This window comes from Candidatus Campbellbacteria bacterium (genome assembly GCA_024653945.1).
Classification (GTDB): domain Bacteria; phylum Patescibacteriota; class Minisyncoccia; order Phycocordibacterales; family EsbW-18; genus EsbW-18.
The window spans coordinates 122,992-136,253 of the sequence record JANLIT010000003.1 but is presented as its reverse complement, the minus strand read 5'-3'; the positions used below and the strand labels follow the sequence as shown (position 1 = coordinate 136,253).

Annotated in this window: 15 protein-coding genes; 10 read left to right on the top strand and 5 right to left on the bottom strand. The window is 42.2% G+C overall.

Going from position 1 to position 13,262, the window contains the following annotated elements; translation table 11 throughout:
- Positions 1-2: 2 nt before the first annotated feature.
- Genes NUW02_02505 through NUW02_02485 form a run of 5 tightly spaced genes read left to right on the top strand, consistent with a single transcriptional unit; the run spans position 3 to position 2,588 of the window.
- Positions 3-503, top strand: coding sequence for a VIT1/CCC1 transporter family protein (locus NUW02_02505; protein ID MCR4274897.1), 501 nt, complete (start codon positions 3-5; stop codon positions 501-503).
- Positions 504-524: 21 nt separating this feature from the next.
- A complete protein-coding gene (locus tag NUW02_02500) occupies positions 525-950 on the top strand; it encodes a Gmad2 immunoglobulin-like domain-containing protein (GenBank protein ID MCR4274896.1) in 426 nt (141 codons plus the stop codon).
- A gap of 7 nt (positions 951-957) precedes the next feature.
- Positions 958-1,875 (top strand): serine protease, encoded by a 918-nt coding sequence (locus tag NUW02_02495; GenBank protein ID MCR4274895.1) that lies wholly within the window; start codon positions 958-960, stop codon positions 1,873-1,875.
- Positions 1,876-1,907: 32 nt separating this feature from the next.
- Entirely contained in the window at positions 1,908-2,183 is a 276-nt protein-coding gene (locus NUW02_02490) for a hypothetical protein (protein ID MCR4274894.1), read from the top strand.
- Between the two features lie 9 nt (positions 2,184-2,192).
- Complete coding sequence (locus NUW02_02485) at positions 2,193-2,588, top strand: hypothetical protein (GenBank protein MCR4274893.1); 396 nt, start codon at positions 2,193-2,195, stop codon at positions 2,586-2,588.
- 75 nt (positions 2,589-2,663) lie between these two features.
- Here NUW02_02485 and NUW02_02480 read toward each other — a convergent pair whose 3' ends face one another.
- From NUW02_02480 to secG, 5 genes are all read right to left on the bottom strand, one after another.
- Positions 2,664-2,942, bottom strand: coding sequence for a glutaredoxin family protein (locus NUW02_02480; GenBank protein ID MCR4274892.1), 279 nt, complete (start codon positions 2,940-2,942; stop codon positions 2,664-2,666).
- A 69-nt stretch (positions 2,943-3,011) separates the two neighbouring features.
- Positions 3,012-4,169, bottom strand: coding sequence for an MFS transporter (locus NUW02_02475; protein MCR4274891.1), 1,158 nt, complete (start codon positions 4,167-4,169; stop codon positions 3,012-3,014).
- Between the two features lie 12 nt (positions 4,170-4,181).
- Positions 4,182-6,158: a ribonuclease J gene (locus tag NUW02_02470; GenBank protein MCR4274890.1), complete on the bottom strand. Its 1,977-nt coding sequence runs from the start codon at positions 6,156-6,158 to the stop codon at positions 4,182-4,184.
- 83 nt (positions 6,159-6,241) lie between these two features.
- Positions 6,242-7,957 (bottom strand): peptide ABC transporter substrate-binding protein, encoded by a 1,716-nt coding sequence (locus NUW02_02465; protein MCR4274889.1) that lies wholly within the window; start codon positions 7,955-7,957, stop codon positions 6,242-6,244.
- 43 nt (positions 7,958-8,000) lie between these two features.
- Positions 8,001-8,222, bottom strand: coding sequence for a preprotein translocase subunit SecG (gene secG, locus NUW02_02460; GenBank protein ID MCR4274888.1), 222 nt, complete (start codon positions 8,220-8,222; stop codon positions 8,001-8,003).
- Between the two features lie 109 nt (positions 8,223-8,331).
- Here secG and NUW02_02455 point away from each other — a divergent pair, with 109 nt between their 5' ends.
- From NUW02_02455 to NUW02_02435, 5 genes are all read left to right on the top strand, one after another.
- The gene (locus NUW02_02455) at positions 8,332-10,017 is read left to right on the top strand and encodes an FAD-binding oxidoreductase (GenBank protein MCR4274887.1); all 1,686 of its coding nucleotides are present in this window, start codon (positions 8,332-8,334) and stop codon (positions 10,015-10,017) included.
- Positions 10,018-10,088: 71 nt separating this feature from the next.
- The gene (locus NUW02_02450) at positions 10,089-10,421 is read left to right on the top strand and encodes a co-chaperone GroES (GenBank protein MCR4274886.1); all 333 of its coding nucleotides are present in this window, start codon (positions 10,089-10,091) and stop codon (positions 10,419-10,421) included.
- A 96-nt stretch (positions 10,422-10,517) separates the two neighbouring features.
- Positions 10,518-12,149 carry a chaperonin GroEL gene (gene groL / locus NUW02_02445; GenBank protein ID MCR4274885.1) on the top strand — a complete coding sequence of 544 codons (1,632 nt, stop codon included), beginning with the start codon at positions 10,518-10,520 and terminating at the stop codon, positions 12,147-12,149.
- A 72-nt stretch (positions 12,150-12,221) separates the two neighbouring features.
- Positions 12,222-12,773, top strand: coding sequence for a LemA family protein (locus tag NUW02_02440; GenBank protein MCR4274884.1), 552 nt, complete (start codon positions 12,222-12,224; stop codon positions 12,771-12,773).
- 5 nt (positions 12,774-12,778) lie between these two features.
- Positions 12,779-13,261 carry an NUDIX hydrolase gene (locus tag NUW02_02435; protein MCR4274883.1) on the top strand — a complete coding sequence of 161 codons (483 nt, stop codon included), beginning with the start codon at positions 12,779-12,781 and terminating at the stop codon, positions 13,259-13,261.
- Position 13,262 lies beyond the last annotated feature (1 nt).

Sequence of the window (13,262 nt, the reverse complement as noted above, 5' to 3'; positions counted from 1 at the left end):
TTATGTTCAATTTTTTTAAAAGTTCAGAAAACGTTCGCAACTTTGTGTTCGGAGTTGAAGACAGCCTTGTTTCTACGGTTGGATTTATCTCCGGCATTGTGAGTGCTGGTTTACCACGACGTGAAATTTTAGTCTCTGGGTTTATTCTTATTCTTGTAGAAGGGTTTTCTATGGGGGTCGGCGCTCTTATCTCAGAAAATTCTGTCGCTGAAGTATCTGAACATAAAGAACTTCCATACGCAGCGTCGCGTGCGTGGGCATTCATTATGTTTCTTTCATATATTGTTGCTGGGGCATTTGTGATTGCCCCATACGGACTTCTCCCAGTTTCTTCAGCATTCTGGGTTTCAGTCACCGTCGCCCTCATTCTTCTTTTTGGTGTAGGTGCAATTATCGGACACTATGCAAAGATTTCACTCATTAAAAAAGGTTTATCAGTAGCACTTATTGGTGGCCTTGCTATTATCATCGGTGTTGCTGTCGGGTCGTTTTTAAACGTATAACGTAAGAATCCATATAACTATATGAAAAAAGTACTTCTTTTTGGCATCATACTCTTTTTCTCGCTCTTTGCTGCTTGGTTTATTTTTGATAGGGGTGTGGGTGGTTCACTTGTTGCAAGTATCCCTAATATGATTGAGGTTCAATCTCCGCGTATTAATACAGAAGTTTTCTCCCCACTGATTGTTTCTGGGCGGGCACGTGGAACATGGTTTTTTGAGGGGTCATTTCCACTGGTGTTGGTAGATTGGGATGGACTTATTATTGCCGAGGGTTTTGCGACCGCGCAAAGCGAGTGGATGACGGAGGAGTTTGTTCCGTTTGCGGGCACGCTGGAATTTATCAAGCCCGTCTATGGAAAAAACGGCTGGCTTATTTTACAGAAAGATAATCCATCAGGACTTTCTGAGAATGATGCGGCGCTTGAAATTCCAGTCATCTTTAAATAATCTTGTTGTGAGATTTCGTGTTACAAAAAAACATATTATAGAAATCATCTTGCCAGCGGTTGCGGTCACTGTGTTGGGCATTGGGTTTCTTGTTGGTATGTATGTGATGCGCCCCACCCTTATCACCACCACTGAAAAACTTTCAAATGTGTCCTCACGAGTTGCCACCCTCGAAGAGCGACTTATATTTTTAACTGGGGATGCTGAATTACTTCGTACAAATGTCGCACAGGGCGACGAAGATCGAGCAAAAGAACAAATACTTCTTCAAGAAAAGCTGGGAACACTTTCTGGAAATCTTGATGTTCAAGGAACACAAATCAAGGAGATTGTTGAAACAACAGACGTGAGTGGTTTGGTGACACAGTGGGGGATGTTTGTATACCGTATGACATGTTCCTTCAAAAATATAGATACTAGAGAGACACAAACCTCTAAAGGTTCCGCAGTACTTGAACAAATGTCAACGGGCATACGATTTATTACCAACAAACACGTATTGCAGATGGATTCCGCTCGTCTTACAAAGTGCACGCTCTCAACCCTGGAGGGTGATGTGGAAATTGTTATTGATGATTCAGAGGTTGTGGTTTCGGAAGATATTGATTTTGGATATGGGTATATCAAAGAAAGTTTTCCTGCCATGCTTTCTTTACAACAGTGTGCAGAAAAACCAAGTATTGGTGATACCGTTCTTATTCTTGGGTATCCCGTTATTGGTGCAAAAGAGTCTGTGACCGCAACAGAGGGTATTATTTCTGGATTTGATGAGGAATACTATACGACTTCTGCAAAGATAGAGAAAGGAAATTCTGGTGGTGCAGCAATAGATGTCAAACATAACTGTTTTTTAGGTCTGCCAACCCTCGTATTTTCAGGAAAGATAGAATCTCTTGCAAGAATATTACCAGCCACCTCTTTTTAGAATGAGACCAGTTTGATATACTGTATCTACATATGTATATACAAGAACTATTGTACACAGCGGATATTCACCTTATTGTTAAGGTTGCTCTCATTTCACTGTCAGTGATGATTGGGTGCTTAATTGGATGGCACAGTACTCGTACAAAGAGGAACATTCAAAATATACCAACAAAAAACGCAGAGGTTTTTACATCTACAGAGAACTCTACAGTACATTCTCGTGAGGGAGTAATAAGTGTTACGGTGTCCACCACTGATACTATTAAAAAAACAGGAAAGCTTCCTAAAAAAATAATTGTTAGTTAACTGTTCCACATGAGAAAAAAAATATTCATACTTCTTGTTGTTGTCGTCATTGTTCTCATTACCATTTTCTTTTTTAAAGTGAATGACGGCGCGACAAACCTTTCTTCGGATGATCCAGCAGTAGCCTTATCTGCCAAAGATATGGAAAATATTATACAAATGGTAGGCAGACACATCCGGATTCCAGAAGAAAAACCGAATATTGGAGTAGTGACAGACATCGCATCACTTTTGCAGAATGAACCTTTTTATCAAGGAGCAAAAAATGGTGACGTGCTGCTTATTTATCCAAGTATTTCACGCGCCATTCTCTTTGATCCGCAACAAGATGTCATTATTAACGTGGGACCGGTTGTTTTTGAAAACCCAGAAGAAGGGCCAGCGTCCAGTACCGTTGGAGAATAAAAAGACAACAAAACCAAAGATACAAAAAATGGCTCAACTAAGCCATTTTTTGTTTACAGAGGTCCGACCTCTTAATTATGCAATGTTGAGAAGTTGTCGAATATGGCCCTCGTCAAAACCAATAACCAATTCCTCATGACCTTGTTCTCCTTCAGGAACAGATGGATTGACAATAGAAATGACAGGAACTCCAAGCTGGCCAGTTTTAGTAACCATTTCACTACGTTTCTGTGCATCTTCGGCAACATTGTAATCTGTAAACAAAATTCCTTTTTCACCGAAGAACTCTTTTGCCATGTGACAAAAGTGACACGTTGGAGTTGAATAAATAGATACAGTTTTTGTTTGCTCCATATGGATAGTCGATTTTTAATAGTAGGGTTAAAAGTATACCACACCACGCACCTTGTCAAAAATCTCTAACTATTTTGTATCTTGAAGTGAGAATGCTGGAATAAGACCACAAAGGACCACGACACCAAGCATAAGAAATATGTATTGAATATCGTAAAAGAGTAGGAACACAGAGGCAAGTATTGGAGCCACTACATACGCAACTGGTTCAACAATGCGATATAAACTCATCATTTCAAGGTCTTTCCCTTGAATATGCTTGAAAAAGTATGTTTCGGTCATTATTTCCACAGTACTTGCCCCTATTCGTGTCACAAGAAGAGCCACACTCCAGACGACAATACTGATGGTTGTTATCCAGGGAAGTAGCGCTGTTGCAGTGCCGGTGATAATAAGGCCGACAATAAGCATTTCCTTTTCACCAAAATGTTTATCTGCAAGGTAGCCAAGAGGGAACTCAAAAAGGACAAAGGGGATAAGCATAATGGTAAAAATAATGCCGATGCTACCCCATGGTAGGGAAAGTGTTGTGTGTAAATATATTCCCACATAGACCACCATAACCGCATAAAACATACGAAGTACCATGTTTAATATAAATATCCGACGAAGGGCCAGGGTTTTCCACATTTTTTGTAGTGTTGGTGCGAGAGTGATGTGGGTGTAGTGGGGGTCTGTGAAGTGCTTAAAGGAGTGTAGGAGTATAAAAAATGCAAAGATAATAGCACATAGTGCTATAACAAAAACGCGCATATATGCGTTACCGTCTTGTAAAAGAAAGCCGACCAGAAGGGGAGAAAGAACAAGTGATGTGTTAATGACAGTTAAAAAAATCCCCCGGGTGCTCCCCGTTGTTGCATCATGCGAAGCACTCTCAATCAACACGTCAGCGTCAAGTAGTAGAATACGTAAAAGAATGGTGTGTGCAAAAAAAGCACCCACAACCACAAAAATGTTTGTGCTACTGACAAAATAAAAAAGAGCCGCACCTTCAAGAGCGAGTGTCGCAAGGGTAATCCGTACATCTCCAAATTTTTTCAGTACGTGCGGAAGGAAAAGGAGTACGGGAATGGTGAGGAGAGAACCTAAGGCAAACAACAAACCAACTTGTTTTTGAGAAACAAATTGCTCAAGAATACTTGAATTGATGTACAAGAAGAGAAACCCGTGGAGTCCAAGAAAAAAAGTGAAGAGGTAGGTGTTCTTCAAGAGTGTCTGGCGTTTCATTGACGGTGTGTATTAGACTCCAATAACTACAGGAATAACTATAGGTGATTTACCTGTTTTTTGGAAGAGAAATCGTCGCACGTCATCGGTTAAAACAGTTTTAACAATATCAAAGTTGATGGGTTGCATACCATGCGTTGTTTTCTCAACCGTTTTAGTTACAAGGGTTCGTGCGCCAGAGATAAGTTCTTGTTGTTCTTTGAGGTACACAAATCCACGGGAAATAATATCGGGAGATTTACGAAGTTTTCCTGTGCGCGGATTGACTGAAACAACGATGACAAAAATACCATCTTCAGCAAGTGTTTGTCTATCACGAATAACCACCTTTTGGTGTTCTCCGACAGAAAATCCATCAACCATAATTGCACCAGACGGCGCTTTCTCTTTTCGGACGTCAATTTTTGTTCCATTTTCACTGATTTCAATAATTGACCCGTTATCCGGTATGACAATGTTTTCTCTCGGTGTACCCAGACTTTCAGCGAGTTCCGCATGAATACGGAGCATATAGTGGTGTCCGTGAAGTGGTATAAAGAATTTGTACTTAATTTGTTGGTGAATCCAGCCGAGTTCATCGCGGTTGCCGTGTCCTGATGCGTGCACTGCGGAATCTTGATACGTAATGATACGCGCTTCCTGGCGATAGAGATTGTCTTTGAGTTTTGTGATGGAGTTTTCATTTCCCGGAATGACCGATGATGAAAATACGACGGTATCCGCACGAGAGAGTGTGATGTACTTGTGCGTTTTGTTCGCAATACGATCAAAGACCGAGTACTCCTCACCCTGTGCTCCAGTTGCGAGAATAACAATTTTATTTGCAGGGTAGTTATCAATCTCTTCTATAGGAATGACATTATCAAATTTTACTAATTGTAATTGTTTTACGATTTCAACATTTGATTTCATAGAACGACCGTCAACGGCAATCATTTTGTTGTACTTGTGCGCGATTTGAATAAACTGAATGATTCGTTCAACGTTTGATGCGAATGTTCCAATGATAAGACGACCCGCGACCTCCTTCATAATTTGGTCGGTTGTTTGAATGGCGTGTGATTCAGGGAGTGAGAACCCCGGTTTCTCAACGCTTGTGGAGTCCAATGTAAAGAGCACAATGTTTTTGTCTTTGAATGCTTTCCAGTGCTCCTTTTCTTTTTCCGTTGGTACGCCGTCAACGTGGTCAACGCGTACGTCTTCAACAAATGCTACCGTGCCGACGGGGGTATCAATAAGTAATCCCATGGCGTCGGGAATGGTGTGTGAAATAGGGAAGAAACTCACGGAAAAATTATTGCCGATCTTGATGGTCTCGGTCCCGCGGACGGTGCGAATGGTGAGCGGTGGCACATCAGGAAATTCAACCTGCCGTTTTTGAATGATGAGCGAGCCGAATTCACGTGAATAAATCGGCGGGTTCCCCATCTCTTCAATGAGATAGGGAATAGCGCCAATGTGATCATAATGACCATGTGTGATAAAAAGAGCCTTTACCTTCTCTTGGCGTTCTTTGAGATAGGTGACATCTGGAAGGATAAAATCAATACCCGGAGTTTCAGCCTCGCTAAATTGAAATCCAGCATCAACAACAATTATTTCATCACCATACTCTAAAACAGTCATATTCTTTCCAATTTCCTCTGTACCACCGAGGGGAATAACACGCAATACACCAAGTGCTGGTGGTGGAATAACAGGACCTTTTTTCTCGGTGTTCTCGGGCTGACGGTTAATTCTTGTCTGCATTGGTTTTCGGCCACGGTGTCCTCCTCCATGACCGCTCTCACGTCTCTTGTGTGGTGATGGGCTTTTTTTCTGTGTTGAAGAGGTAAAAGCTACTCCGCTTCGTTGCGGGTGTTGGGGATGTGCGGTATTCATGAGCGGGCTGTACACGCGACGTTGTCGTGGCTGTGCTGGGTTTTGTTTTTGTGCGGTGCTCACGCGTTGCTGGGGTGCTGATGCGCCAACAGTTGTTGTTGAATGCATGACGCGAATGCGAGACCGACTAGGTCTGTGACCTTGGTGCCGTTCCATACGAATATGTTATGAGTTTTGTGATTAATGAAATGCTAATAGGTGTTTCCTGTAATAAGAAAAGAAAATACGTTTTGTGAGTTTATATACCACGTGTTGACATCCAAGAATCTCTCGGCCCCTTCTTGTACTGGTCCGGAAGTAACACCACGGATGTGTTCAGGAAGAACATACAAAAAATCAGGAATATAGACGAAGATAGCTGGGACATCAGAACGCCATTCATCAAGAAATGATGTGTATAAGGCAGAGCGCTCTTTTACATCAAGGGTTCCTCGTAGTTCATCAAGTGTAGCATCAACATCTGCGTTTGTATAGAGGGCAATATTGAGTCCCGGAGCATTACGTTGTGAAGAGTGCCAGAATGGGTATGGGTCCGCGTCTCGGCCCAACGCTTGACCGAACAAAAGTGCATCATAATCTCGTGGTTGGATAATCATTTGGTCGAGTTGTCCGAGATCGAACAGCTCAACTGATACAGAGGCGCCGAGAGCGTTCCACTGGCTTTGTATGAATTCAGCAACAAGTTTGAGTTCAGGACTATTGACGGTTTTGATGGTAAACGACAAAGATGTATCTTTTTTCATATACACACCAGACTCAGCATCTCGTTTCCATCCATCCGCCTCAAGTAAGGCACGCGCCTCTTCCACAGTGTGTGTCTTTGAAGAACCTATTGAGTTGGTAATGTACGGTGGTAATGGATCGTATAAAGGAGTTCCAAAACCGTCGAGTACTGTTTTGAGTATTTCTTGTCTGTCGAGTGCATGCGACAGCGCCTTACGTACAGCAACATTTGTAAAAATTTCTTTCTTATTATGATTGAGAAAGACGCCAAATGTACGAGGGAGTGGGTACGGAAGGAGAGAGTCGTTTGTTTTGAGAACGCGCTGTGTAACAAAGGCGTCTATACCATGGAACGCTTCTATTTTTCCTTGCTCATATGCATCAAGTAAATCTTTTTCATTTCCAAAAATGCGCATAACGAGACGTGAAATGTACGGCGCACCGAGAGTGTTGTACGCAAAAGAGCGAAGAGTGTATGTCTGAACAGAGTCGTCATTGTTGATGTCCACAGTTTCCACGCCGTATGGTCCAGATCCAATAGGATGAACATTGTATGAAGAACCGTGAAAATCTTCAGCAGCAACTTCCCCCCATATGTGTTGAGGAAGAATACCTAGGGTTGTATTACCAAGAAATCCAGCGTATCCCTTAGAGAGAGTAAAACGAACGGTATACTCATCAAGTGCTTCCACTGTAATTCCCTCCCACATATTTTGTTTTGGACTTTGAATGCGGGGGTCTTGAGCACTCATGACGGTAAATACTACATCATAGGCGGTCAGCGGAGTCGCGTCATGAAAACGTGCGTCTTTGCGGATACTAAATATATATTCCGTTCCATCATCAGAGATAGAGTAGGACTCGGCAAGATCTTTAATAAGTTCTCCGCCACTTTGTGCGCGCATAAGTCCCGAATACACAAGAATTGTTAAATCCTTATCCGCTTCAGTTTGAGCGAGGAGTGGGTTAATGAATCGTGGTGTGCCAACAATGCCTTCAGAAAGCGTTCCCCCTGGTGCTGGAATAGTAACGGTGATGTTGTTGTGGACACGCACAAGTATCCATACCGCACTTACTATGAAAATGGTAAACAGAACTGAAACAAGCGCCTTTTCGAGAAACGAAAACGACGATATAGCCCTATGAATGTGTCCCGTTCCGGGTATATGGAATTCTCGATCCATGTCGTATAGAGATAAGTATGGTGAAATGAGAGACAAAAAATATCTATTGAAGAAGCAGTGCTACGATGGCTGAAACTACAAAAAGCACAGTTATCACAATAGTTGTTGTAAAAAGCATTTTCTCCGCTCCGCGCCGTGTTCGTCGCATGCCTCCGTCATCACTTCCAAACGCACTTCCTAGACCAGCATCTGATTGCTGTATAAGTATAAACACAATTAAAAGTAGTGCGAGGCCAATTTGAATGAAGGGAATGAATGTCGCCATGGTGTCGTTATTTTAGAAAACCCACTATAGCATATCATTGTGTGCAGGTGAAGTGTACACAGATATCTGTTTTTTTATGAATACTTGACGTACACTGTTCTCTATATATATGACAGAAGGTTTATATGGAGAACTGGCACGTATACTCTCAGGAGATGTGCATACGGATGATGAAACCTTGCAGACGTATAGTACCGATACGTCTCTTTTTACTGTTCAACCGCAAGTAGTAGTATCGCCACGCACAGTGCGGGACGTGTGTACTCTTGTTTCATATGCCGATACTCACGGAACAACATTGACGGGGCGTTCTGCGGGGACTGGTATGGATGGTGGCGCACTTTCAGAGGGTGTTGTTGTTGATTTTGGGACATACTTTAAAACTATTGGGACGATTACTGCGGATGCAGATGGAACAACGGGACATGTATCTGTACAACCAGGAGTTTTCTATCGTGATTTTGAAAAAGAGACACTAAAACGAAATTTTCTCATGCCGTCGTATCCAGCATCTCGTGAACTATGTATGGTTGGTGGTATGACGGCGAACAACGCAGGGGGAGAACTAACATTGCGATATGGAAAAGTTGAAAACTATGTTGAGCAAGTAAAAGTTGTTCTTTCTGACGGGCACGAATACACACTAGCGCCACTTTCTCATGACGCACTCCAAAAAAAACTACTTCAGAGAGATTTTGAAGGTGACATCTATAGACAAATGTACGCGCTTGTCACTGGTTCACAAGACATCATTCAAAAAGCGCGTCCAAAAGTGTCAAAAAACTCCGCAGGATACTGCCTTTGGAATGTGTACAACCGTGAACATGACACATTTGATCTCTCAAAGCTTTTTGTTGGGTCTCAAGGAACACTAGGACTTATTACAGAAACAACATTTCGGCTGATTCGCCCGTCAAAGCACTCAGTCATGGTCATTATGTTCCTTGACTCTCTTGAAACTATTGGGACCTATGTGGCAACGACGCTTACACATAAACCTACAACATTTGAGTCGTATGACGATAAAACGCTCAAACTTGCATTGCGATTTTTCTGGGAGTTTATAAAACGCCTCGGTGTACGAAATATTTTTATTCTGCTGTTTAATTCTCTTGGTGAGGGGTGGTCAATGATTTGTCACGGTATTCCAAAGCTTGTATTACAAGTAACCTTTGATGGGGATGATGAATCGGTATTGCTTTCCCAGGCACAACAATTAGTGCACGACATTTCACCACTTTCACCACGGTACAGTGAAGTAGTGAGTAGTTCAAAAGAAATGGCCGAATATTGGTTAATTCGCCGAGAGAGCTTTAACTTATTGCGCCACAAAGTACAAGGAATGAAAACGGCGCCGTTTATTGACGACATTGTTGTTCCACCAGATGTGCTGACTGATTTTTTCCCGAAACTATATGCCATTCTTGAGGAATACAAGCAGTACATGATTCACAACATAGCTGGTCATATTGGTAACGGCAATTTCCACATCATTCCACTTATGGACCTTACCAATGAAAAAGCGCGTGCAATAATTCCCGAGCTGTCTCGTCGTGTGTATGACCTCGTACTTTCCTATGGAGGTTCAATTACAGGAGAACATAATGACGGTATTATCCGTACACCATTTCTTAAACAACAATTTGGTGATGATATGTACGCACTATTTGAAAAAACCAAAAAAATCTTTGATCCAAAGGGAATTTTTAATCCCGGAAAAAAAGTTCCTTCAACGCGCGCTGGACAGCCGACCGGCACACTTGGATACGCAATGACTCATATCAAGAAAGGGTAGTGACCCTTGTGTCAACACCTTTTTAAAGCGTATACTACGGGCGCTTTATAAGCCCCTAATAGTTTTTGGATATGAAGAAAAAACAAAGTAAAAAAACTGAAAAAAAATCAAGCGTCATACCTCTTGGTGACCGCGTACTTCTCAAACCTCTCTCAACAGATGAGTATGGAACAAAACGCGCTTCGGGCATCATCATTCCAGAAACCGTTGACAAAGAACGACCAGAGCAGGGAAAAATTATTGCCGTTGGTCCGGGGCGGTATGGTGACGGAAAGCTAGTACCTGTCCGGGTAAAGGTTGGCGACACGGTTGTATTTTCAAAATATGGATATGATGAGATTAAAATAGACGGTGTTGAATACTTTATTTTAAAAGAAGATTCTATATTAGCAGTGATAAAATAAACACAAAGCTCAAAGCACAAAATCCAAAAAAAACTAAAATTTTAAACTTCAAAAACTTTTGAGCTTTGGACTTTGAATTTTGAGCTTCCCAATACCATGACCAGTAAAAAAATTCTTTTTGATACAGAGGCGCGAGAAGCATTGAAATGTGGTATTGATAAGGTTGCACACGCAGTGCGCGTCACCCTTGGTCCGCGCGGACGCAATGCTGTTTTGGAAAAAGGATATGGTGCACCGATGATAACCAATGACGGCGTGTCAATTGCAAAAGAGATTGAACTCTCTGATCGATTTGAAAACATGGGCGCGGAAATTGTAAAGGAGGTTGCTGGAAAAACCAATGATATTGCCGGAGATGGCACAACAACCGCCATCGTTCTTTTACAGGCACTTGTGAATGAGGGACTGCGACACACAACACTTGGTGTGAATTCTATGGCCATTCGTCATGGTATGGAGCGCGCAGGTGAGGATGTGGTGAAGGCCCTGCATACTCTTGCAAAACCAATAAAAAATAAAGAAGAGATACAACAGGTTGCAATGATTTCTTCAGAATCAAAAGAGTTAGGAAAAATTATCGCCGAAACAATTGATACTGTTGGTAAAGACGGGGTGGTAACTGTTGAAGAATCACAAACGCTCGGTGTTGATTCTGAGGTGGTTGAGGGTCTTGCGTTTGATAAGGGATATATTTCGCCGTACATGGTTACCAACAGTGAGCGTATGGAAGCAGAGTATCGTGATGTGTTTATCATGGTAACGGACAAAAAAATCTCGGTCATCAAAGAGGTTCTCCCACTTCTTGAAGGGCTTGCTCAGAGTGGAACAAAAGAATTGGTGATTATTGCAGATGATATTGATGGGGAAGCACTCGCGACGTTTGTGGTTAACAAACTGCGTGGTGGGTTTAATGTGTTGGCAATTAAGGCTCCAGGATTTGGTGATAGGAAGAAAGAAGTACTTGCCGATATTGCCATTACTGTTGGTGCAAAAGTTATTTCAGAAGAAACGGGAATAAAGTTGGAAAAAGCAACGGTAGAAATGTTTGGAAAAGCACGACGCGTTGTGTCTACAAAGGATTCAACAGTGATTGTTGGAGGAAAAGGAAAGAAGGCAGATATTGATGCTCGCGTTGCCCAACTTCAGACACAGCTCAAAAACACAGATTCAAAATACGATAAAGAAAAACTTCAAGAACGCATTGGAAAACTCTCGGGCGGTGTTGCGGTGATTCGTGTAGGTGCTGCAACGGAAACCGAAATGAAGTACTTGAAACTCAAAATTGAAGATGCGGTAAATGCGACAAAAGCTGCCATCGAGGAGGGAATTGTTCCTGGAGGCGGTAGTGCATTGGTCAAAGTTGCTAAAAAACTATCAACTGGAAAAGAGGGAACAGACGCAGAAAGTATCGGATACGCCATTGTGGTGAAGGCACTGAGCGCCCCACTTCAACAAATTGCCATTAACGCTGGAAAAGAAGACGGACTCGTTATTGTTGAAAAAGTAAAACAAAGTGGAAAGAACTCTGGATATAATGCGACAGATGACACACTTGTGAATGATATGTTGGAAGCAGGAATCGTTGATCCAGTGAAAGTAACACGTACGGCCCTTCAAAACGCAGTTTCTGCGGCTGCTATGCTCATTACAACCGAGGTGGCGATTGCTGAAGAGCCAAAGGAAGAAAAACCAGTACCTCATGAACACGGGGGCGGAATGGAGTACTAGGAAGGAATTTTGAGGTGTTTAGCATCAAAAAGTGATATACTTTTTGATATATAAGCTTTATTTTTATTCTCTATGTCACCACTTACACTGCTTCTTATAGTTATTGCACTCGTTGTTGTTTGGGCGATTTTTATGTACAACCGTTTTATTCGATTTAATAATCGAACCGATGAGGCGTGGTCAGATATTGATGTACAACTCAAACGTCGGTATGACCTCATTCCAAACCTCGTTGAGGCGGTGAAGGGATATGCAACTCATGAGCGAGAGGCGTTTGAAAACGTTACCAAGGCGCGTGCCGCTGCTATGGGCGCACAAACAGTTGAACAACACGCAGAAGCAGAGAATGCTCTAGCAGGAACTTTGAAATCACTCTTTGCTATCGCAGAAGCATACCCAGAGCTCAAAGCAAACCAGAATTTCCTTGAACTTCAACGGGAACTGTCCGACACTGAAAACAAAATTCAAGCAGCACGACGCTTCTACAACACAAATGTTCGCGACCTCAATACCGCAGTGGATTCATTTCCAAGTAATGTTATTGCTCGTGCATTTAACTTTGTAAAACGTGCATTCTTTGACGCCGACGAAAGTGAGCGCGAACCAGTAAAAGTGCAGTTTTAACCGCTATGGTTGAGATACACAATAAGGAACTCCACCGTGTTGCGATTACGTGTATTATCTATAACACTGAGAGAAAATATCTTGTTACAAAACGAAGTCCAACTAAAAAGGTGCATCCAAACAAATGGACCGTTCCTGGGGGTGGTCTGGAAACAGACGATTATATACATACGCCACAGACACACGGAAATGCGGGTTGGTACGGAGCAGTAGAAAAAGCTCTCAGAAGAGAACTACAAGAAGAAGTATGTGTGGAAGTTGGTAAAGTTGAGTATTTACTTGATATGACGTTTATTCGTCCCGATGGGATACCTGTGTTGGTCTTGAGTTACTACGCACCCTATCTTTCTGGAGATGTTGAGCTTGACGAAGATGCCGTAGAGTATAAATGGGTGAATCTTACTGAAGCGCGTGAGCTTGACCTTATTGCGGGTATTTTTGAAGAAATACAAGAGGTTGATGCAATCTTAAAAACGCGTACAAAGTAGG

Excerpts from the sequence above, each read along its gene's own strand:
- NUW02_02505 (MCR4274897.1), top strand. The coding sequence starts at position 3 with ATGTTCAATTTTTTTAAAAGTTCAGAAAACGTTCGCAACTTTGTGTTC.
- NUW02_02500 (MCR4274896.1), top strand. The coding sequence starts at position 525 with ATGAAAAAAGTACTTCTTTTTGGCATCATACTCTTTTTCTCGCTCTTT.
- NUW02_02490 (MCR4274894.1), top strand. The coding sequence starts at position 1,908 with ATGTATATACAAGAACTATTGTACACAGCGGATATTCACCTTATTGTT.
- NUW02_02485 (MCR4274893.1), top strand. The coding sequence starts at position 2,193 with ATGAGAAAAAAAATATTCATACTTCTTGTTGTTGTCGTCATTGTTCTC.
- NUW02_02480 (MCR4274892.1), bottom strand. The coding sequence starts at position 2,942 with ATGGAGCAAACAAAAACTGTATCTATTTATTCAACTCCAACGTGTCAC.
- NUW02_02475 (MCR4274891.1), bottom strand. The coding sequence starts at position 4,169 with ATGAAACGCCAGACACTCTTGAAGAACACCTACCTCTTCACTTTTTTT.
- NUW02_02470 (MCR4274890.1), bottom strand. The coding sequence starts at position 6,158 with ATGCATTCAACAACAACTGTTGGCGCATCAGCACCCCAGCAACGCGTG.
- NUW02_02465 (MCR4274889.1), bottom strand. The coding sequence starts at position 7,957 with ATGGATCGAGAATTCCATATACCCGGAACGGGACACATTCATAGGGCT.
- secG (MCR4274888.1), bottom strand. The coding sequence starts at position 8,222 with ATGGCGACATTCATTCCCTTCATTCAAATTGGCCTCGCACTACTTTTA.
- NUW02_02455 (MCR4274887.1), top strand. The coding sequence starts at position 8,332 with ATGACAGAAGGTTTATATGGAGAACTGGCACGTATACTCTCAGGAGAT.
- NUW02_02450 (MCR4274886.1), top strand. The coding sequence starts at position 10,089 with ATGAAGAAAAAACAAAGTAAAAAAACTGAAAAAAAATCAAGCGTCATA.
- groL (MCR4274885.1), top strand. The coding sequence starts at position 10,518 with ATGACCAGTAAAAAAATTCTTTTTGATACAGAGGCGCGAGAAGCATTG.
- NUW02_02440 (MCR4274884.1), top strand. The coding sequence starts at position 12,222 with ATGTCACCACTTACACTGCTTCTTATAGTTATTGCACTCGTTGTTGTT.
- NUW02_02435 (MCR4274883.1), top strand. The coding sequence starts at position 12,779 with ATGGTTGAGATACACAATAAGGAACTCCACCGTGTTGCGATTACGTGT.